This is a genomic window from Erwinia sp. AK-PDG3-5 (assembly GCF_056821705.1).
In genome coordinates, this window is the sequence record NZ_CM165967.1 from 4,387,083 (window position 1) to 4,406,818 (window position 19,736).

The window sequence follows — 19,736 nt, forward strand, 5'->3', positions numbered from 1 at the left end:
GTATTCATGAAAAACCATGTTGATATAAAACTCCAAAGATTGATAAGGGCGCGGTATGACGCCGCGTTCGAAACTTGGAGTGAATGGAAATGGTTAGAAATCGGGCCTGGCGTCGCCACCATATATCTCGGTTAAAATCCAAGAGAAAAACATATCGAACTACGGTCGCTAACACACCGAAAGTTGTAGGGAAAATTTACCAAACACCTTGTTCATGTTCTTGTTATATTTGTGGTAATGAACGAATAAACCATGGCGAAAACATTCAAGAACTCCGTGCAAAGTCACGGTACACTGATTAATTTACATTAAGTATGTAAGAGAATAGTCAGGCTGGTTTTGACACCTGTAAATCTAATCCGGTGTGTATCCAAGCTGTATAGAATGGTGCCTAAGTCACTTTAGTCTCGACAACCCCCTACTACATAGGCCAAAAGCTGTGCAGTAGGGGGCTACCTCAAAGGAAAGACTCAGGCGAATCTTGCCAAGCATAATTCCCATGCATAGGGCAATCATACCCGTTAGCGCTGGTGTGTGCGGCTGCCAACAGCCATTAAGGATGCCTGATGCGCTTCCTATCAGTATACAGCGTTGCTAAGTTTCGCGTCCAGTTCCTTAGCAAAATCAAAGTCATTCCATTTTGTAAACCAATATTCATTTAATGATATAATTCTTTTTACATACGATTCGTCAATACCATAACGAGAAAGCAGAGCCTTCTTAAAAGAAACAGATATATATGGGCAAGCAATTAGGTCCAACGTTAAGTGAACCAATTCAGACTCATTTAAAAGTGTATCAACTTTCATGCTATAAATATTATCAATATGAAGCAAAAGATGCGCCCTGACTCTATCATATCTTTTCTTGTCACTCATATAAAACATTAGAGAAGTAATGGAAAAGTAATTCAAGTTATCATCAAATGAGTAGACACCACCATCAAAGCTAATGTTAAAATACTTCATCAAGCTTTTTTCACCTAACCAATAATATTTACCAAGCTGCCTAATCAGCACTAATAAATACAAGGTTTCGATAGGTGTTGCTTTATCAACAGAATATTTATCTAAAATAGAACACGAGTTATCGAATACACATTTGAATACAATATGCTGATATTCCTCGCCTAATTTCTGATCTTTAACAAACATAATTATTTGCTGAACTATCCTACATAATTTTATGGTGCTATTCACTTTAGGGGCAACTGCATATATAAAATATGTGAAATTCACTACAGATACAATAGCATTAATTAATTGGCGGTCGCCACTTCCATCTTTTGAAAGCTCTTTATAATCTTTAAAAAGTGTCTTGATTTTCCTTTCAATTATAGACAATGAATAGTTTAAGATATCCGAATATGTTATGCCTGATACAGAAAGTATCGATTTAAAGTCGGTAGATAAACTATTTTGATGTATGTAGACATTTCCTTTCCTTGAATCTTCATCTAGAGAATCATTGTCAGTAATGTTATAAGATATTCTTTCCGATATCAGATTCGCTATTTTTTTCTTGGCAATAGTTATTGGCGTTATTATCGGACGAGAAAACTTCTCTTCTTTATATTTATTCAAACTTAGCTTGTAAGTTTTGAGATTTTTCTGCGTACTTATTCTAACTTTATTAAACACATCATCGTCATTATAAAAAATGAAATAGTCATCGACATAGCGATATACTTGGTAATCTCCCCCAAGAACTAAACCGTCTTTATTAAGATCATTGATGATATTGTTATCCACTGACTGCATTATTATCTCAGCAAAAATCCTGGATAACTCTGGCCCAATTATTATGCCATTTGTTTCGTTGTAGTTCGACCTCTGCATTAATTGATCAAATTTATTTGGGAATGTCGATTGTGTCTTATTTAACTGTTGTTTTGCATAATTTTTTTGCAAAACAGCCCATGAAATTGAATGGGTGTAAATCGAATCAAAACAGTTCGACACATCTAATTTAGAGAGGAAATTAAAATGCTTTTCACACCAATGATGATCTTCAGATTCATAAAACTCAAAAATATTACGATATTTCTTATAAACAAAAAAAGATTTTAAATTTTCATAATCCTGACCTTCAACCTCAATACTTAAATCTTCTTTTTCAAAACTTTCAATAAGAGACTTTGAATCGATGTAAGTACAACCAGCGACCCTTTTTGCTGATCTGAGGCTAAATGGGCTAACATTAGAATAGTATGTTATTAAATCTTTATAATTCCTATAGAAATCCACACCTAATAACTGCCCCTTAGGGTGCATTAGAGACAAGTATCTGTATTCTTTATGTTTATGCGAAATTGGAAAAGTAAAGGCAATGCTTGGCAGTTTAGCAGGCTTGATATTTGTTCTAATATAAATAATGCCCTTATCAACTATTTCAACTGTTGCAGTGTCCTGTTCAAGACCCAATAAAAGTAGAATTAAACTATTTAAACAGTCATCTCTCTTTAACCATATAAAATTCGATCCATCATGTTTTATTTGATGCTTAACAATAAAGTTGTAAAAATGTCTATTTGAAAAAATAATAGGAACTTCATATGGTAAAAAATCGGAAAGAACTACTCGCTCTATTGGGAAATTTATAGATAATGCTTTCTTAGACATGTGACCATCCCTTAGATATATCGCTAAACTCGATGAAACTAAACTTCCTGAAAATTTTATCTTCAAAACCTTTCTTAAAGGAAAACCTACTAATTCTTTTTCTAAGTTTCTGATCTTGCAATCCATTTACTTTATTAGATAAATAAGCATCCAATCCGCTTAAGTCAGATAAATCAGTTATGAATCGATTGCTAAAATATATGCCAACAAAAGCTTTTGACTTACTATTATAAAGTCGAGTATTTCCGGTAAGAAATTTCATTCTAAGTAAAATATTTTTTGCTGCTCTCTTCGGTGTTTTACTAACACTCTGATTATATTCATAAAATGTTTTATCAATCCGATCCCTTATTTTTTGGACTTTATTGGAACTCATCTTTATACTACAACCTCCAGCAGTTAGCTGAAATTTATAGCCTAGATACTCAAAGTTTTTGTTAGATTGCGTAAATAAATCCAACTCTTTTGTTTTATTATTAAGTAGCAAGCCACGGTCATTTATAATATTAGTAATTTTGGGGAGATAGTCACCTATATTCCCTCCTTTATTTGGCGAGAAGATTACTATCAAATCATCTACAAATCGTTCATAATAAGTAACATCTGACAGCGTTCTTATTTTATCATCTACAACACTCATATACAGCTCAGATAAATACGAACTTATGCCTACACCACGAGGCACTCCTTTATCTAACCCTGTCAAAGCCTGATACTTTCTAATTAACTGCGTAATAACCCGACGTGGAGGAACAGATAATTTAGGTGACGAATGTAAAATATCTAATAAAGACTTATGATTTATAGATTCATAAAAACTTTCAACATCGGCCCTGATTATGTACTTTGGGCTCATTTCCTTAGCCAAAGCGCTCAGGCGACTGATAATCAGATCCCTATTATTTGATTTTATTGTGTACAAAGAACTTAAAATATATTTTATTTGCCGAGACACAAATAATGCTTCAACTGAATCCCCAATTGAATATACACTTTTATTTTTCACTTGCTGTGGCAATAATGTCAGAGGCAAAGTATACCCTTTTACACTGACATTACTTGCAATAATCTTCAACTTACTATTTACTTCATTATTATATTGTACCTTCCTTAGTTTGATATGCGAATTAATTTTGCTTTTCTTTTCTTCAAATTTATCCGTGCTAATCTGACCATTTTTATGTCTTCTTGCTAGCCAATAAATAAAACCTTTTAGCCTTATCATTTTCTTCCTGATTTTATAAGCATCAGGAAAGTGTTCAACTTCTATAGTACCTTTATTTTTCCTATCTAGGTCGTATATTCTTCTAAAGTTTTTTGCTGAAAAAGACTGGTCAATCATTTCCAATCTCCTTTATGACCAATATTACGGACAATTTTCCTACCATGATTATCATCGTTTTTCACCGTCAGAACGTTCCCGATCAATCTTTGTTAACTGCGCATTAAGTTGATGTTCTGTCATTCCATGTTTGTATGCATTGTATTGCCAGATCACAAACTGCTGTTTGTACCTCCGATTCTCTTCTTTAAGCTCTTCGATTTCACTTTCAAGATTCATAATCCTAGCAGCAGCAATTTTCAAACTAGCTGGACGCGGATTTTTGGGGCCACGGCCTTTAAGCGCCTCTTTCTTTGTTTGATAGGCAGTCACTATTGCCTCATGTGCATTAAGGGACTGTCTTGACGGCAACTTTCCGACCAATGGTTCTGCCGCCTCACAAATTGCTGACCAGGACAGTTTTGGTTCCTGCCATCCTCGAATTAGATTCACGATGGAGTTAATGTCTCTATTGTCCAGATGCTTAGCCAAGGCCACCTCCTAACAAAGTTGTCAAATCATCTAACATCACAGCTTCTTCGTTTACTTTTCCTTTTTGCTCAATGGACTTCTTTTCGGCAACACGCCGAAGCTGACTAAAATCATTACCCCGAAGCTTAATCTGCACACCACTTTTAATATTTGGATCTTCTAAAATATCGACTAACTCCCGAAGCCGGGTGAAGGTTTTCTTGTGGTACTGATACCAACGATCAGCCCCCATTTCACCGCTTGCCACAGCCGTTTCGGCAAGTGAAAACAATCGTTCCGACTTCATCAGCCGTTTTTTAATTCGATCTGCTTTTTCTGAATCATCACCTTTGATACAAACCTGTTCAGTACAATTGACGCAATCTCGGAACTTCTCACAGGGACTCATGGTGTAGTCATGCACACAATAGCCATACTCAGTCACATGGACTGAGGCATGCTCTAATGTATTGAATTCCTGCATAGTCACGGGCAGATGTTTTGCCACCTCGCCGACAGGCCCAAATAACGCTTTTGTGGGGTCTAGGCGTTCAGCCATACCAACCAGTTCGTATTCGGTCATGTGGTTGTAAGTTCGATTCTGTTTAACATCGGCCCTCCCTGACCACTTGGCAATTTCCAGGTTTGACAGTCCGCCGCGCTGGGCAATGGTGTTGAGCAAGTGCCGTGCTTGATGTGAGGTCAATTTAACCCGTTCTCCGCTTTCAGCACGGTAACCATGGCGATCAAAGATACTGGCATGTTTTCCCTTCAAAGCTAAACGAGGCGTCAAGTCACTGTTGAAGAAATTACTACTTGGCTTATGTAATTGAACTGGTAGGAATCCTTTGTTCCCATGGAACTGGTTTGCATTCAGTGCAAACAAGGCATTGCTGTACTTAATCCCTTTGTCTTTATCAAACCACGGAAAGTCATCTGGCAAATGCGCCATAGCGTGCTGCCACAGGCTATTTAGCGTATGTACACCATCTTCTTTAGCCAAACCTCGACCTCTAAGAGACGATCGGCAAGCCTTTCTGGAATCATGTACAAATCCGAGTGCCTTACAGGCCTGCTGTATCGTCAACGGCTCATTATCAGCGACATTAGGGCAGTTAGCATGGCGGTAAAATCTATCCGGATGTATCTCAATCCACCTGGCCAGTTGTCGAGCATTCTCAGATAGCATTTTAATTCTGGCGACGGCTGTTTTAGCGACGCCGACCATTACTGTGGGTATCCATTTGATGTCGCCCTCATAGCCTTTACCTGCGAAGAAACGCCAGCCATAGCGTTCTATACCTTCGCGGTCCGTTTCGAATATCTCGCAATCCGCGGGCAGTGCTAACACCTCAGAAATGCGTGAGGGTGCTGACATCAACATGGCGAAAACCGATGTTGTGAATATATCTCGCTCATAAATTGGGTCATTGGCAAAAATTTCCGCCAGCGCATAAAGAGCAATATTACTCGGAAGTTTATGTTCCCTATTTTTCCTCGCCTCTCGGCCTGTCTTGTTCTTGTCCTCTGCACGCTTAATTGGATTGATCCAATTTTGCACAGCACTTGATACAAGCTGGTTTTCAGCAACAAACTTAGCCAGCCGCTCAATCTCACGGCCGCAATGATATGCTAAGCCATCGGAGTAGTACTGCCTTGCTAATTCAGCGGCTTCATCCAGCACAGAAATCGACATGCCACCAATATTTGCATTCCCGTTTACTTGAAGCAAAGCCGACTCTACCGCACGGAGGGCCTTACTTTCATTCTTTGCCCCCGTGGGATGATGTCCCTGCTGGTAACGAAAATAGGCTTTGGCGAAATCAATGAACTCAGGGTCTTGTACCTCTCCCTGCATGGGTTTTCGCGTAATAACTCCTAACTTGGCAAACACAGTTATGTTTGGCCAAACAGGATGTTCCCAATTTAGATCGGAGCCGAATACAGTCAATTGATCTCGGCACTTGGAAATGAATGCTTCAAGGTTTTCTGCTGCTGTCAGCGTAGCCTTTGGCTTAAACTGGAAAATCTCAGCCATTTGTTATTGCTCCCTGCTGACTACACTCTCGACGACGTTTTGCACAACGCATGATCACATCTGCCACCGCGATAATGCTGCGATCAAGTACAGCAGCAATCTGGATGTCGCCAGTTATCTCTTTCACCCGTTCACGCTCGTTGAACAGCCCCTTATAGACATCCTCATGTGGGCCATCCAGCCAAGGTTGGAAATGCATGCAGGTGTAGCAAGGAATAGGAACATTGGCACCACAAAATCCATGTTCTCCACAAGTACCGACCCCCTGCCCCATCTCGGTCCGAATACGGCTAGTAGGGTCGTTGCCTCGATGCGCGTCTCTCTCTGAATCGACAAGTACCCCGACAAAGGCCTGAGCGTATGGTGCCAATTGGAAGCCAACCGCCTCATCAAGCTTTTTCACATGTTCGGGAATGTTCTTGATGTAAACGCCGGCGTTTTGCGTATCCGTATGGTCAAGTAGTTCTGCAATAACCAACTCGCCAAAGCCTTCCCTAGCAGCCCGAGTGCCCGTGGTATAGCGAAAACGACGAGCATTGATATGTAATAGCTCACCGGTACGTTCCGACCGGATATCGGAATTTTCTATGACGTAGTGGAGTGTGTCGGTTATCTTTGCCGCGGGAATGTGGAGTTTGTCGGTAGCAAGCAGTTGGCGGAATTGATAATGAGATTGGACGGCAGCTAACACTTCAAGATCCGGAAACAAAGGGATTTGCTGCCGATCATCTTCTTGTAAATCAAACCTCAGGCGCTTCTCAACAAGTGCAATCGCATTCCTTGCCTGAGCGCTCAGGATAGCCCATAGTTCAAGTGATATCGCAAAGGGCTTGAAGTTTGTTCGGAAAGAGCTACTGCGTTGCTTAGCTCTCGGCACATTCAACACATAAAAGGGTTCTCCCTTTTCATTTTTGCCACAGAGAACATCGACCACACGAAGTAACGAGATTTGTATGGGACGACGTCCCGTATGACTGATAACGAGCGTCATAGCCAACTCGGCTATCGTAATTAAGCTCTTTTCATAAGCTCGAACAGCCCCCTCATTAACTGCTTTCAGCTCATGATCAGTCAGAGGCCCTTCTCGAGGGTCCATGCGCTTTACCGCATCCCCCTTACGATTACCCTTTAGTGACCAGCCATCAAGCAGGCGGATCACCTCTTTACTGATGCCGGGATAGCCTAACTCGTGCCAGGTTCGAAGAAAACCACGGATAGTTACCAGATACCATTCAGTTGCAGGCGATAGAATTGACCGATAATTAACCAATATCGTATCAGTAATTGCTTCCGCTTCAGTCTCACGCAGCATGTGCTGAAACCGCATAATAATGTTCAAAGTATGAGAAGCAGAAAGATTAGAAGCATAAAATGCTAGTGTGCGCAGGCATCCATCTAGTACCTCGCCTGACAAGTAATGGTGAATATCTGCAAGAGTAATAGGTGAATTTCTATCCAAAACCCACGATGGATCATGTAATTGAAAGAAGTAGCCATTTGCCTTGGCACGGATTTTCTCCGATGATGATGCAGGTACATATTTATTCGTCATCATTCTTCATGCCCTCTGGCAAACGGGTGCCGCTGCCTTTTTGCAATGCCAGAGCGGCCTCAAAACCCTTTTGCCGAATGAAACGTTTGTTGTAAGTCGCTGCGGTTCCTGAGCCATCTCTCCAGCCCATTAAATACGAACGGAGCTGTTCCTGGCGTTCCTCGCTGACTTTCTCATCCATTGCATCCATTCTTTCTGAAAACTTGCGATTCCAGGTATGACGAAGCGAATGCCCTGTCGCTGCATATAATTGCGGCGAGACAGTCTTGACCACGGAAAAAATTTTGTAATATCCCGCCTTCGAAATAGGATTTCCCACAGTTGGCCCAGACTTGTATGTCACGAACAGGTAGTCATTTTTCTTAGCATTTCGGACTTTACGCCGATCTTGAATGATATAAGTATGCAGTTCTAGCACTAAAGATTCAGCCAACGGTAAGAGTCGTTCTCTGGTTTTGGCATTAGGCTCATTGGTTCTAGAGTCAGCCCGCTCATCTGCTCGCCTAACAATACGGATCCTGTTAGTACTAAAATCAAGATCCTGTATTCTGATATTCAATAATTCACCCCCCCGAATCCCAAGATAAAACAGAAGCAAGATCATCAGCCGATTCCGGCGCTGCACATCTATAGAGAAAGGATTTAACTCGGATCCAGGAAGGATGACTTCAAATAGATAATCCAATTGAACATCGCTCAGTGACCTGTCTTGTAACTCACTACTTCTGCGCTGTTTAGAAGGCCTGCGCTTCTTTATCTGCTGTGCCATAGCATCGATCTGCTGGACCACTTCCAGTTCTGCCGTCTTTAAGATATGCATCGCATACCAGTGTAAATAGTTGGCACACGTTGTCAGCCTAGAATGCTGTGTTCCGTTATCAACAGTATCGGACTCCGGTTCATCAGACCAAAGGGGAAAGGATTTATTTAATGGCTTCCTTGCTTGCTTACGCTGAGCAAAATCTCGCAGGTCGTCCAGCTCATGTGGTTTTAAGAAATTTTTGGTCAAAAAACGCTGCTCAAGGTCAATTCCACGGATATCTAAAAAGCGTAGCAAAACAACTAGGTTGCTAGCCTCCGCTGACATCGTTGAAAAAGCATCCCCTATATTGCGGAGTTGTGTTGTTAAATAAAGAGTAGGGTAATACACGGGAAGGCCAGAAGAACGATCCATCACCATGCAGTAGCGCTCGCCACTGTCCATGATAAATGTTGTAAGCCCGTATTGATTCTTCATGCACCTAAATCTCAGAAACTTTACACAATTGCAAGGTACATAATATTAAAAAAAAGAGTCAATAAAAAATTGACGGTTTTGAGATGTAAAATACAAAAAAGCCCCTGAATTAACAGAGGCTTGATAGAAAATTCATGACTAAATGTTCTTAGGTAAATCCTAGAATGGGATATCGTCGTCGAAGTCCATTGGTGGCTCGTTGTTCGCCGGCGCGCTGTTCTGCTGTGGCTGAGCCTGCGGACGTGCCTGCTGGCCGCCGCTGAACTGGTTGCCGCCACTCTGTGGCTGCTGTGGCTGACCCCAGCCGTTGTTGCTGCCCTGTCCGCCGCCGCCAGCCGGTGCGCCTGCACCGCCGCCCTGACGTCCACCCAGCATCTGCATGGTGCCGCCAACGTTGACGACCACTTCGGTGGTGTACTTCTCAACGCCCGCCTGGTCAGTCCATTTACGGGTCTGCAGTGCGCCTTCGATGTACACCTGAGAACCTTTACGCAGGTACTCTGCCGCGACTTCCGCCAGTTTGCCAAACAGCACCACGCGGTGCCATTCGGTTTTTTCTTTGGTTTCGCCGGTTTGCTTGTCACGCCAGCTTTCGGACGTGGCCAGCGTGATGTTGGCAACGGCGCCGCCATTAGGCATGTAGCGGACTTCCGGATCTTGACCCAGGTTACCCACCAGGATCACTTTGTTTACGCCTCTGCTGGCCATGTTCGAGTCTCCGATAATTGTTCTGCTTTAAGTCTAAGCCGGAAATTCTAACATGCCACTCCCTGAGATCCTACTTTCAGATCCGGATCTCAAAGGCCTTTATCACGCTTGCGCCGTTGCAGATTGCGGCCTGAGCAGGATCGAGATTTTTTACGGTCCTGTCGCAGCCTGCAACAGGATCCTACTGAGTGCTTTCGGCAAAACACTGGATATCCAATCAGGTTATTTTGTGCCATAATTACAGGCTTAATTCTGGCCATGCCGGACCGGCATGGTGAGATCTGTGTTAATCCGGGAATTGTGAATGGATAAGATCGAAGTACGGGGTGCACGCACCCATAATTTGAAAAATATCAACCTGACCATCCCGCGCGACAAACTGATCGTTGTCACCGGCTTGTCAGGTTCCGGTAAGTCCTCGCTGGCGTTTGATACGCTGTACGCCGAGGGGCAACGCCGCTATGTAGAATCCCTGTCGGCCTATGCGCGCCAGTTTCTCTCGCTGATGGAGAAACCGGATGTCGATCATATCGAAGGTTTGTCGCCAGCCATTTCGATCGAACAGAAGTCCACCTCACACAACCCGCGTTCCACCGTGGGCACCATCACTGAAATTCATGACTACCTGCGCCTGCTGTTTGCCCGCGTCGGCGAGCCGCGCTGCCCGGATCATGATATTCCGCTGGCGGCCCAGACCGTCAGCCAGATGGTGGATAACGTGCTGGCGCTGCCAGAAGGCCGCCGCCTGATGCTGCTGGCACCGATCGTGAAAGAGCGTAAGGGCGAGCACACTAAAACGCTGGAGAATCTGGCCTCGCAGGGCTACATCCGCGCTCGTATCGATGGGGAAGTGTGCGATCTTTCCGATCCGCCGAAGCTGGAACTGCAAAAGAAACACACCATTGAAGTGGTCGTCGACCGCTTTAAGGTGCGTGAAGATCTGCAGCAGCGGCTGGCAGAGTCGTTCGAAACGGCGCTGGAGCTCTCCGGTGGCACCGCCGTGGTGGCGGATATGGACGATGAAAAAGCGGAAGAGCTGGTGTTCTCCGCGAACTTCGCCTGTCCGGTCTGTGGCTACAGCATGACCGAACTGGAACCGCGCCTGTTCTCCTTTAACAACCCGGCCGGTGCCTGCCCAACCTGTGATGGCCTGGGCGTGCAGCAGTATTTCGATCCTGACCGGGTGGTACAGAATCCTGAGCTGTCGCTGGCGGGCGGCGCAATCCGTGGTTGGGATCGCCGTAACTTCTATTACTTCCAGATGCTGCGCTCGCTGGCGGAGCACCTGAAATTTGATATTGAATCGCCGTTTGAGTCGCTGGAAGATCATGCCCGTCAGGTGATCCTGTTTGGCTCCGGTAAAGAGACTATCGAGTTTAAGTACATCAACGATCGCGGCGACACCTCGGTGCGTCGCCATCCGTTTGAAGGCGTGCTGCACAATATGGAGCGCCGCTATAAAGAGACCGAATCTTCCGCCGTGCGCGAAGATCTGGCGAAATTTATTAGCAACCGCTCCTGCACCAGCTGCCACGGCACCCGTTTGAAGCGCGAAGCGCGCCACGTGTTTGTTGAAAACACCACGCTGCCGACCATTTCCGATATGAGCATCGGCCATGCGATGGCGTTCTTCCAGAACATGAAGCTGAGCGGCCAGCGTGCGCAGATTGCTGAAAAAGTGCTGAAAGAGATTGGCGACCGCCTGAAGTTCCTGGTCAACGTCGGTCTTAACTACCTTTCGATGTCACGCTCCGCCGACACGCTGTCCGGTGGTGAAGCGCAGCGTATCCGTCTGGCAAGCCAGATTGGTGCGGGCCTGGTCGGCGTCATGTACGTGCTGGATGAGCCGTCAATCGGTCTGCATCAGCGCGATAACGAACGCCTGCTGGAAACGCTGGTGCATCTGCGCGATCTCGGTAATACGGTGATTGTGGTTGAGCATGATGAAGATGCGATCCGCGCCGCAGACCACGTAATTGATATCGGGCCAGGTGCCGGTGTGCATGGCGGCCAGGTGGTGGCGGAAGGCACCGTTGATGACATTATGGCGGTGGAAGAATCTCTGACCGGTCAGTACCTTAGCGGCAAGCGCGGGATCGCCATCCCGAAAGAACGCGTGAAGGCCGATCCAAGTAAAGTGCTGAAGCTGACCGGCGCGAAGGGTAACAACCTGAAGGACGTGACGCTATCGTTGCCGGTCGGGCTGTTTAGCTGCATTACCGGCGTCTCCGGTTCCGGTAAGTCCACGCTGATCAACGATACGCTGTTCCCGATTGCCCAGCGTCAGCTTAACGGTGCGACCATCGCCGAAGCGGCACCGTATCGCGAGATCTCCGGCATGGAAAATTTCGATAAGGTTATCGATATCGACCAGAGTCCGATCGGCCGTACGCCGCGCTCTAACCCGGCCACCTACACCGGTATTTTCACCCCGGTGCGTGAACTGTTTGCCGGCGTGCCGGAATCCCGTACGCGCGGTTATACGCCTGGACGTTTCAGCTTTAACGTTCGTGGCGGCCGCTGCGAAGCCTGTCAGGGCGACGGCGTGATCAAGGTTGAAATGCACTTCTTACCTGACATCTATGTGCCGTGCGACCAGTGTAAAGGCAAGCGCTATAACCGTGAAACGCTGGAAGTGAAGTACAAAGGCAAGAACATCCATGAAGTGCTGGAAATGACCATTGAAGAAGCCCGCGAGTTCTTTGATGCCGTGCCTGCCCTTGCGCGCAAGCTGCAAACGCTGATGGATGTTGGCCTGTCGTATATCCGTCTCGGCCAGTCGGCGACCACCCTGTCCGGCGGTGAAGCGCAGCGCGTGAAGCTGGCGAGAGAACTTTCCAAGCGCGGTACCGGCCAGACGCTGTATATCCTCGATGAGCCGACCACCGGTTTGCACTTCGCGGATATTCAGCAGTTGCTGGAAGTGCTGCATCAGCTGCGTGACCAGGGCAACACCATCGTGGTGATTGAGCACAATCTTGATGTGATCAAAACCGCGGACTGGATTGTCGATCTCGGTCCGGAAGGCGGCAGCGGCGGCGGGATGATCCTCGCCTCCGGCACCCCGGAAACGGTCGCTATGTGCAAAGAGTCGCACACCGCACGCTTCCTGAAACCGCTGTTAAATCTGGATTAAGCTACCTGCCGTTTATCAAAAAGGATAAGCGGGAGATTCAGGACAGTTCGGGCAAAGTGTGAGCAAGGGGCGGATTTCATCGCCCCTTGTTTTTTTCGCCGCCGTCCGCCGGGCGGATGACAGTTTTATTTGATTTACATGAAGAAATAAACTCCACACTCAGCAACAAATTAGCGCCCTTTTCTCCTTCTTTTTGCCGCTTCAGAGCAAATCCTGCAGGATCAGGCAAGATTTAGACAGGTTCCGGCATACCCCATTTGCCAATAGCTAACTATCCTTAATGGGCTCGACTCCCTACACCAATTCTGCCAGCACGGTCTGTCAGAACATCCTCTAAGCAATAAGTTCTAAACACTTTCAATGACTGGAGACACCATGAATATTACGCATGCTTATGCCGCACACGACGCCAAATCAAAGCTGGCTCCGTTTGAGTTCCAGCCGCGCGAACTGCGTGAACACGATGTCCAGATTGAAGTTATGTTCTGTGGCGTCTGCCACTCGGATCTGCATCAGGCCCGTAACGAGTGGAAAAACACCATTTTTCCTGTCGTCCCTGGCCATGAAATCGTCGGCCGTGTTACCGCTGTTGGCGGACACACCCATAAATATAAAGTGGGCGATTTAGTCGGCGTTGGCTGTCTGGTTGATTCCTGTCGCGAGTGCGACAGCTGTAAAGAAGACCTTGAGCAATACTGTGAAAACGGTTTCACCGGCACGTATAACGGCGAAGACCGCATTTCCGGCGACATCACCTACGGCGGCTACTCCACTCAGGTAATCGTAAACGAAGACTTCGTGCTGCGTATTCCTGAAAATCTGGATCCGGCTGGCGCAGCGCCACTGCTGTGCGCAGGCATCACTACCTTCTCGCCTCTGCACCACTGGAAAGTCGGTCCGGGTAAAAAAGTCGGTATCGTTGGTCTCGGCGGCCTGGGCCACATGGGCGTGAAAATTGCCCATGCGATGGGCGCACATGTGGTGCTGTTCACCACTTCGCCCTCTAAAATCGAAGACGGCAAGCGTCTGGGCGCAGATGAAGTGGTCATTTCCAAAGATCCTGAGCAGATGGCGGCGCACACCAACAGCTTCGACTTTATTCTGAACACCGTTGCCGCTCAGCACGACCTGAACCAGTTTATCACCCTGCTGCGTCGCGATGGCACCATGACGCTGGTCGGCGTGCCAGAGCATGACCACCCGGCACCTCAGGTGGTTAACCTGGTGTTCAAACGTCGTAGCGTGGCCGGTTCTCTGATCGGTGGCATCAAAGAAACGCAGGAGATGCTGGATTTCTGCGGTAAGCACAACATCACCTCTGATATCGAAATGATCAAGATGGATGAAGTGAACGACGCCTACGAACGTATGCTGAAAAGCGATGTGAAATACCGCTTCGTGATCGACATCGATACCTTACGTAACCAGTAAGGCCGATGGGCATCACCGGCCTCAGCATTTAGTGGACGGGTAATAAAGAAAGGGCGGAATGATTTCCGCCCTTTTTGCGTCTGAACCGCCTGACGATCCTTGCCCCGTCAGTTCGCTTCGGCATAGGCGGCGCTATGGAAATCAATTTCCCACCTCAGCACCTTGCCATACAGGTCAGACAGCGCGAATTTCTGCTCTGCACTCAGTTGCGCCGCACAGCGATCCAACTCCGTTTTTAACCAGCTGGCCTGCTGGAAAAATTCCTCTTCCGCATGCAGCTCGATCCAACGTCGCACATCTTCATCGGATTGCGTTTTCCGGCTGACGCGCGTGCACCAGTGGTAATACATCCACTCCGCGCCGAACATCAGGGTGATGATCTCTTCATAGCTGCCGCGCTGGGCCACGTTCAGCATGCCGTCACGAAACCGCCTGACGCCAGGCAGATCGTCCGGGTAATCGGCCGGATTGACGTTGCGTTTGGCCAGCACCGTGTCAAACCAGGCGATCTGCGTATCGACCAGCGCGTTCAGTACGCCGATTAACCAGCGCTGCTGGCGGATATCGGGCGCTTTACTGACGCCCAGCGCAAAGATGGCGATGGCGGTGGCGACAAAGTTACCTTCAAACACCAGATAGCGATTGAAAACGTCGTCAGACAACACGTCGTGCTCAATCTCGCAGACAAAGCGATGCTGCTGCATCTCATGCCAGGCTCCCTGATGCTCCCGCAGCAAATGGTCGCTGAAGGTTTCCATCTACTCGCCCTCCAACACGGACGCCGCCGCAGCCATAAAATGCTTCACCCGCGCCAGCTCAACCTCATTCCACCAGACGCCATCCACCTTTAACGCGCTGGCGACAATCACCCCCTGGGTACGCGACAGGATCTGCCCAACGTTATCCGGCGTAACGCCCGATCCCACCAGCAGCGGCAATGCGGTGGCTCCGCGGATCTCATCAATTTCGCTCAGCGTGGCGCTGTCGCCGGTACGCTGCCCGGTGGCGATCACCGCATCGGCTTCGAAGAAGTCGACGTCTCGGGTCAGTTCCTGAATAGAGCGGTCGGCGACGATGGCGTGGCTGCCATGTTTTACGTGGCTGTCGGCAAAGACCTTAATGTGTTCAGCACGTAGTTGGCTGCGATAACGCAGCGCTTTAGCGGCCGCGCCTTCGATAAAGCCTTCGTTGGCAATATAGGCATTGGCCCACTGATTGACGCGGATAAAGTCGGCGCCGCCGGCCAGTGCGGTAGCCAGAGCAGGAATGGCCGCATTTGCCAGCACGTTGATGCCTAACGGCACGTTAAAACGGGTGCGCACCTTTTCGGTGATCACCGCCATCAATGCTGCCGTTTCCGGGCCGATATCTTCCGGTTTAGAAAAAGGAATATCGCCGTGATTTTCAATTATCAGACCATGAACGCCGCCGGAAACATAATTGTCTGCATCACGTAACGCGCGTTCAATAATATCACCAATGGTTTTACCTCTGTATTTCGGCGTGCCGGGAAAAGGGTCACAATGAATTACACCAATGACCACTTTCTTACGTGAAAAAATAGCTTGTATTGCGTCTGTTTTTCCTGCTGATATAGAAACCATCTTCTTCATCCTGTTCAAGGAAACACTATGCGTGTTTATGTCACCGGGAATATTACCGTCGATGAAATCTGGTCGATTCCCGATATCCCCACAAAAGGTTCATCCATTCATGGCAATAAAACGTCACAAGATATCGGTGGCAAAGGCGCCAATCAGGCAATATTACTTTCCCGCTGCGGCATTGAAACCATTTTGGTCGCCGCGATCGGAAACGACAGTAATGGCAAGTGGATCAAAGAGCAGATGCTCGCTGAACCGCTGCAACTGTTGCCTGAAACGTTATTCCCTTGTCACAGTGATACCTCAATTATTTTCAATAGCGCCGACGGTGATAATGCCATTATCACCACCACCACCGCGGCGGATTCATTATCGCTCACCGAGATTACGCAGACGCTTTCTGCCGCCCAGCCCGGTGACGTTTTGCTGCAACAGGGTAATTTCTCCGTTGAGAAAACCCGTGGCCTGTTCGAATTTGCTAATGCCCGTGGCATGATCACCGTGTTTAACCCTTCACCGGTCAAAGCCGCCTTCGCTGAGCTTTGGTCTCTGGTTGATATTGCCGTCCTCAATCAGCATGAAGCGGCGCTGCTGAAGCCAGAAGGGGTCAAAATGTTAGTGGTCACTCACGGTTCACAGGGCGCGTCGCTCAAAACCCCTGATAACGAAGCGTTTTGTTCCGCCATCCCGGTGACTGCGGTCGACAGCACCGGCGCTGGCGATACCTTTCTGGCGGTGATGCTGGCCTCTGCGCTACTGCGTAAGTCAGAGATTGATATGTTAGCACTCACTCACGCCAGCAAGGCCGCTGCCATTACCGTTAGCCGCCCAGGGACCTACAGCGCGTTCCCGAGCATCGTCGAACTGAGCGCCATACTGCAAAATTAAACCGGATGGCCCACATTTTCATGTGGGCCATCTGTCTTATTTAAACAGCGTGCGATAGGGACCGACATTCTCTTTGGTGACCACGGTAGCCGGGACCAAAATTCTTTTCGGTACTGTTTTACCGGCGGTAATCTCATTGAGGGCTTTTAATGCTTCTTCGCCCATCTTCTGCGGATCCTGCTGCAATACCGCCGTGACGTAACCGCCATCAATGCCGCTGATAGCTTTTGCGGTCAGATCCCAGCCAAATATTTTGATATCTTTCTGGCGACCCTGGTTCTCTACCGCCGCGATCGCGCCAAGCAGCGCCGGTTCACCTGTGGCATAAATTGCGGTGATATCCGGGTTACCGGTGATCAGGTTTTCCGCCGCGGTCATCGCGTTGTCCTGAATATTCTGGCCATCCACTACGTCCGCAACGGTAATCTGTTTATTGCTCTTAATCGTCTCTTCGAAGCCCTTCTGACGGTCATTCTGGATAGCCGAGTTCAGCGCACCGACGATACCGACGCGTGCTTTGCCACCCATGTCTTTTTTCACATAATCAACGAAGTATCGGCCGAGGATTTTGCCGCCCTCAATGTTGTCGACGCCAACCTGCGCGGCCTGCGGGCCGTCTGGCAGCACCGCATCAATGGCAATGACGGGGATTTTCGCCGCCGCGGCCTCTTTAATCGCCGGCATGATACCGTTCACATCAATCGCATCGACTAATATGCCCTTCACACCCTGCTGAATATAGTTTTCGATGGCATCATTCTGGGCAACGGGATTATCCGTGGCATTAAAGATCACCAGATCTTTGCCGCTGGCTTTCGCTGCGTCTTGCGCACCCTTATTCATCAGGTTGAAAAACAACGCCTGCTGATTAATCTGCACCAATGCATAAGTCGGTGCCGCTGCCAGCGCCGAGGTCATATAACTGCCAGATGCCAGTAAAACGGTTGCCAGTGCTATAAGACGCAATTTTCCGGTGTTAAAAACCATCATCATGATCCTCAATAGGAGTAAATCTCTACCTCGGCATAAAATACGCCGGGCGGAATTATGGATGGCAGGGCAAATAGTCGCGTCGTGACGTAGACACCCCTTAAAAAGGGATGGCTAAGTTGAAGCCGTGAAAAAAACATTTAGGCAGCCGGTCCATTTCGGTGCAGGGATAAAATGTCTCTCAAACGGGTGGGAATCTCTTCCCGGGTCGGGCAGGTAAACTGCCTATTACAATTCTCCGTGGCCGTTTTTTTGTCAAGCGCTATTTTCGCCAACGCGAATTGCAGCAAAAAGGGTATAACAGCGGCGCTTAACTATGTTACAGATACCCTTCTTTCTCTGAAGTGGCCGGCATGATGATTAAAAAACGCGTTTTGCTCTCCGATGTGGCATCCCATGCGGGCTTGTCGAAAGCGACAGTTTCCCGCTATCTGAACAACAGCATTGTGCTGCCACAAGAGACCATTGCGCGCATTGAATCCGCGATTGCCGAGCTGGATTATCGCGGGAACAGCCTCGCCCGCCGGTTGAGCAAAGGTGGCAGCGAAACGCTCGGCCTGGTGCTGCCGGATATTACCAACCCCTTCTTTGCCGAACTGGCCGATGCGGCGGAAGAAGCCGCTTTCGAACACGGTTACAGCCTGGTGCTGTGCATCACCCGTAACAATCCCGAAAAAGAGACGCAGTTTATTCGCTGGCTGGATACCTGCCAGGTTGATGGCCTGCTGTTTACCACTAACCGTCCCGATAACGGTCTGTTATGTCGGGAGATCCAGCGCCACCAGCGCATTGTCCTGCTGGATGAAGATATCCCCGGCAGCAAGGTGCCAAAGGTATTTGCCGACAACGTTCAGGGCGGCTTTATCGCCACCCAGCAGCTGATTGCCGCTGGCCACCAGCAGATCGCCTTTATCGGCGGGCCCGATGAGCTGATGAGCGTGCGCGAACGTTACCAGGGTTTTTGCACCGCGCTGGCGCAGGCCGGTTTGCACTGTCCGCCAGAGTGGGTGATGTACGGCGAATATCAGCGCGAGTTCGGTCAGCAGGCGCTGCACACGCTGTTCAGTAAGGCGATCCGCCCGACGGCGATCTTTGCCGCCAGTGATTTTCTGGTGCTCGGTTTGTTAGATGGTCTGCGGGAACTGGGCCTGCGTGCACCACAGGATTTATCGCTGGTTGGCTTCGATGACGCCAGCTACGCCGATTTCACCCAACCGCGTATTTCCACCATTCGCCAACCCGCACGGGAACTGGGCAGAACCGCGGTCAGCCTGATGCTGCGGCTGCTAAACGGCGAGGAAAATGTCCCTGCCGAAACCCGCCTGCCGGTCACCTGGATTGGACGCGATTCGATTCAGTCGCGTTAGACTGGTCCACAATGGCGCAGTAATCGCACAGTTTTGGCGCAAAAACCGTTCAACACCGCATACCGTTTGAGCAGCAGGTAAACCGGTTTACCGATACATTTAAAATTATCCCATTAGTTTACAGCCAATTAGAAATCCCCTCTCCGCCCTGCTCTCCAGCCTGGCATGGAAGCTGCTTAGTGATCAGTGGCGAACAAATAGTTAGCGTTTTGTCCCGATGTGCACTGGAGACAGTTCCGTTGTTCAGGTAAACCGGTTTACAAGAAGTAGACCGCGACCAGCGGAACCCTTTTAGGCCATCACCGTCCCGGGTAATCGATGTCTGGCGAGAGGGTTTGCCCTCATAAACGAACTGCGATGGGAGTCAACGAT

The 19,736-nt window shown here is 48.0% G+C and carries 14 protein-coding genes; 4 read left to right on the forward strand and 10 right to left on the reverse strand.

Going from position 1 to position 19,736, the window contains the following annotated elements:
• Nucleotides 1-578: 578 nt before the first annotated feature.
• The 7 genes from drt3b to ssb1 form a co-directional block, all read right to left on the reverse strand.
• Nucleotides 579-2,621: an antiviral reverse transcriptase Drt3b gene (drt3b, locus tag AC1UKS_RS20525; protein ID WP_482435062.1), complete on the reverse strand. Its 2,043-nt coding sequence runs from the start codon at nt 2,619-2,621 to the stop codon at nt 579-581.
• Nucleotides 2,614-3,963, reverse strand: coding sequence for an antiviral reverse transcriptase Drt3a (gene drt3a / locus AC1UKS_RS20530; RefSeq protein ID WP_482435064.1), 1,350 nt, complete (start codon nt 3,961-3,963; stop codon nt 2,614-2,616). The genes drt3b and drt3a overlap by 8 nt, the downstream gene beginning before the upstream one ends.
• Nucleotides 3,964-4,014: 51 nt before the next feature.
• Nucleotides 4,015-4,434 (reverse strand): hypothetical protein, encoded by a 420-nt coding sequence (locus tag AC1UKS_RS20535; RefSeq protein WP_482435065.1) that lies wholly within the window; start codon nt 4,432-4,434, stop codon nt 4,015-4,017.
• Complete coding sequence (locus AC1UKS_RS20540) at nt 4,427-6,451, reverse strand: integrase (protein WP_482435066.1); 2,025 nt, start codon at nt 6,449-6,451, stop codon at nt 4,427-4,429. Before AC1UKS_RS20540 ends, AC1UKS_RS20535 begins: the two co-directional genes overlap by 8 nt.
• A complete protein-coding gene (locus AC1UKS_RS20545; RefSeq protein WP_482435067.1) occupies nt 6,444-8,006 on the reverse strand; it encodes a site-specific integrase in 1,563 nt (520 codons plus the stop codon). Before AC1UKS_RS20545 ends, AC1UKS_RS20540 begins: the two co-directional genes overlap by 8 nt.
• Nucleotides 7,993-9,240, reverse strand: a complete 1,248-nt coding sequence (locus AC1UKS_RS20550) for a tyrosine-type recombinase/integrase (RefSeq protein WP_482435068.1) — start codon at nt 9,238-9,240, stop codon at nt 7,993-7,995. Before AC1UKS_RS20550 ends, AC1UKS_RS20545 begins: the two co-directional genes overlap by 14 nt.
• 159 nt (nt 9,241-9,399) lie before the next feature.
• Nucleotides 9,400-9,948 (reverse strand): single-stranded DNA-binding protein SSB1, encoded by a 549-nt coding sequence (gene ssb1 / locus AC1UKS_RS20555; protein WP_013200372.1) that lies wholly within the window; start codon nt 9,946-9,948, stop codon nt 9,400-9,402.
• A gap of 304 nt (nt 9,949-10,252) precedes the next feature.
• Here ssb1 and uvrA point away from each other — a divergent pair, with 304 nt between their 5' ends.
• Nucleotides 10,253-13,084, forward strand: coding sequence for an excinuclease ABC subunit UvrA (uvrA, locus tag AC1UKS_RS20560; protein WP_265911597.1), 2,832 nt, complete (start codon nt 10,253-10,255; stop codon nt 13,082-13,084).
• Nucleotides 13,085-13,459: 375 nt separating this feature from the next.
• Entirely contained in the window at nt 13,460-14,515 is a 1,056-nt protein-coding gene (locus AC1UKS_RS20565) for an NAD(P)-dependent alcohol dehydrogenase (protein WP_482435070.1), read from the forward strand.
• Nucleotides 14,516-14,622: 107 nt separating this feature from the next.
• Here the strand turns inward: AC1UKS_RS20565 and AC1UKS_RS20570 are convergent, their stop codons facing one another.
• Complete coding sequence (locus tag AC1UKS_RS20570) at nt 14,623-15,273, reverse strand: TenA family protein (RefSeq protein WP_482435072.1); 651 nt, start codon at nt 15,271-15,273, stop codon at nt 14,623-14,625.
• The gene (locus tag AC1UKS_RS20575; RefSeq protein ID WP_482435073.1) at nt 15,274-16,119 is read right to left on the reverse strand and encodes a BtpA family protein; all 846 of its coding nucleotides are present in this window, start codon (nt 16,117-16,119) and stop codon (nt 15,274-15,276) included. It abuts the gene before it with no gap.
• Between the two features lie 27 nt (nt 16,120-16,146).
• Between AC1UKS_RS20575 and AC1UKS_RS20580 the strand changes: the two genes are divergently transcribed.
• Nucleotides 16,147-17,007: a PfkB family carbohydrate kinase gene (locus AC1UKS_RS20580; protein WP_482435074.1), complete on the forward strand. Its 861-nt coding sequence runs from the start codon at nt 16,147-16,149 to the stop codon at nt 17,005-17,007.
• Between the two features lie 36 nt (nt 17,008-17,043).
• Here the strand turns inward: AC1UKS_RS20580 and AC1UKS_RS20585 are convergent, their stop codons facing one another.
• Nucleotides 17,044-17,997: an ABC transporter substrate-binding protein gene (locus AC1UKS_RS20585; RefSeq protein WP_482437062.1), complete on the reverse strand. Its 954-nt coding sequence runs from the start codon at nt 17,995-17,997 to the stop codon at nt 17,044-17,046.
• A 353-nt stretch (nt 17,998-18,350) separates the two neighbouring features.
• On the opposite strand from AC1UKS_RS20585, the gene AC1UKS_RS20590 reads away from it, so the two are divergent.
• Nucleotides 18,351-19,364: a LacI family DNA-binding transcriptional regulator gene (locus AC1UKS_RS20590; RefSeq protein ID WP_482435075.1), complete on the forward strand. Its 1,014-nt coding sequence runs from the start codon at nt 18,351-18,353 to the stop codon at nt 19,362-19,364.
• Nucleotides 19,365-19,736: the final 372 nt, after the last annotated feature.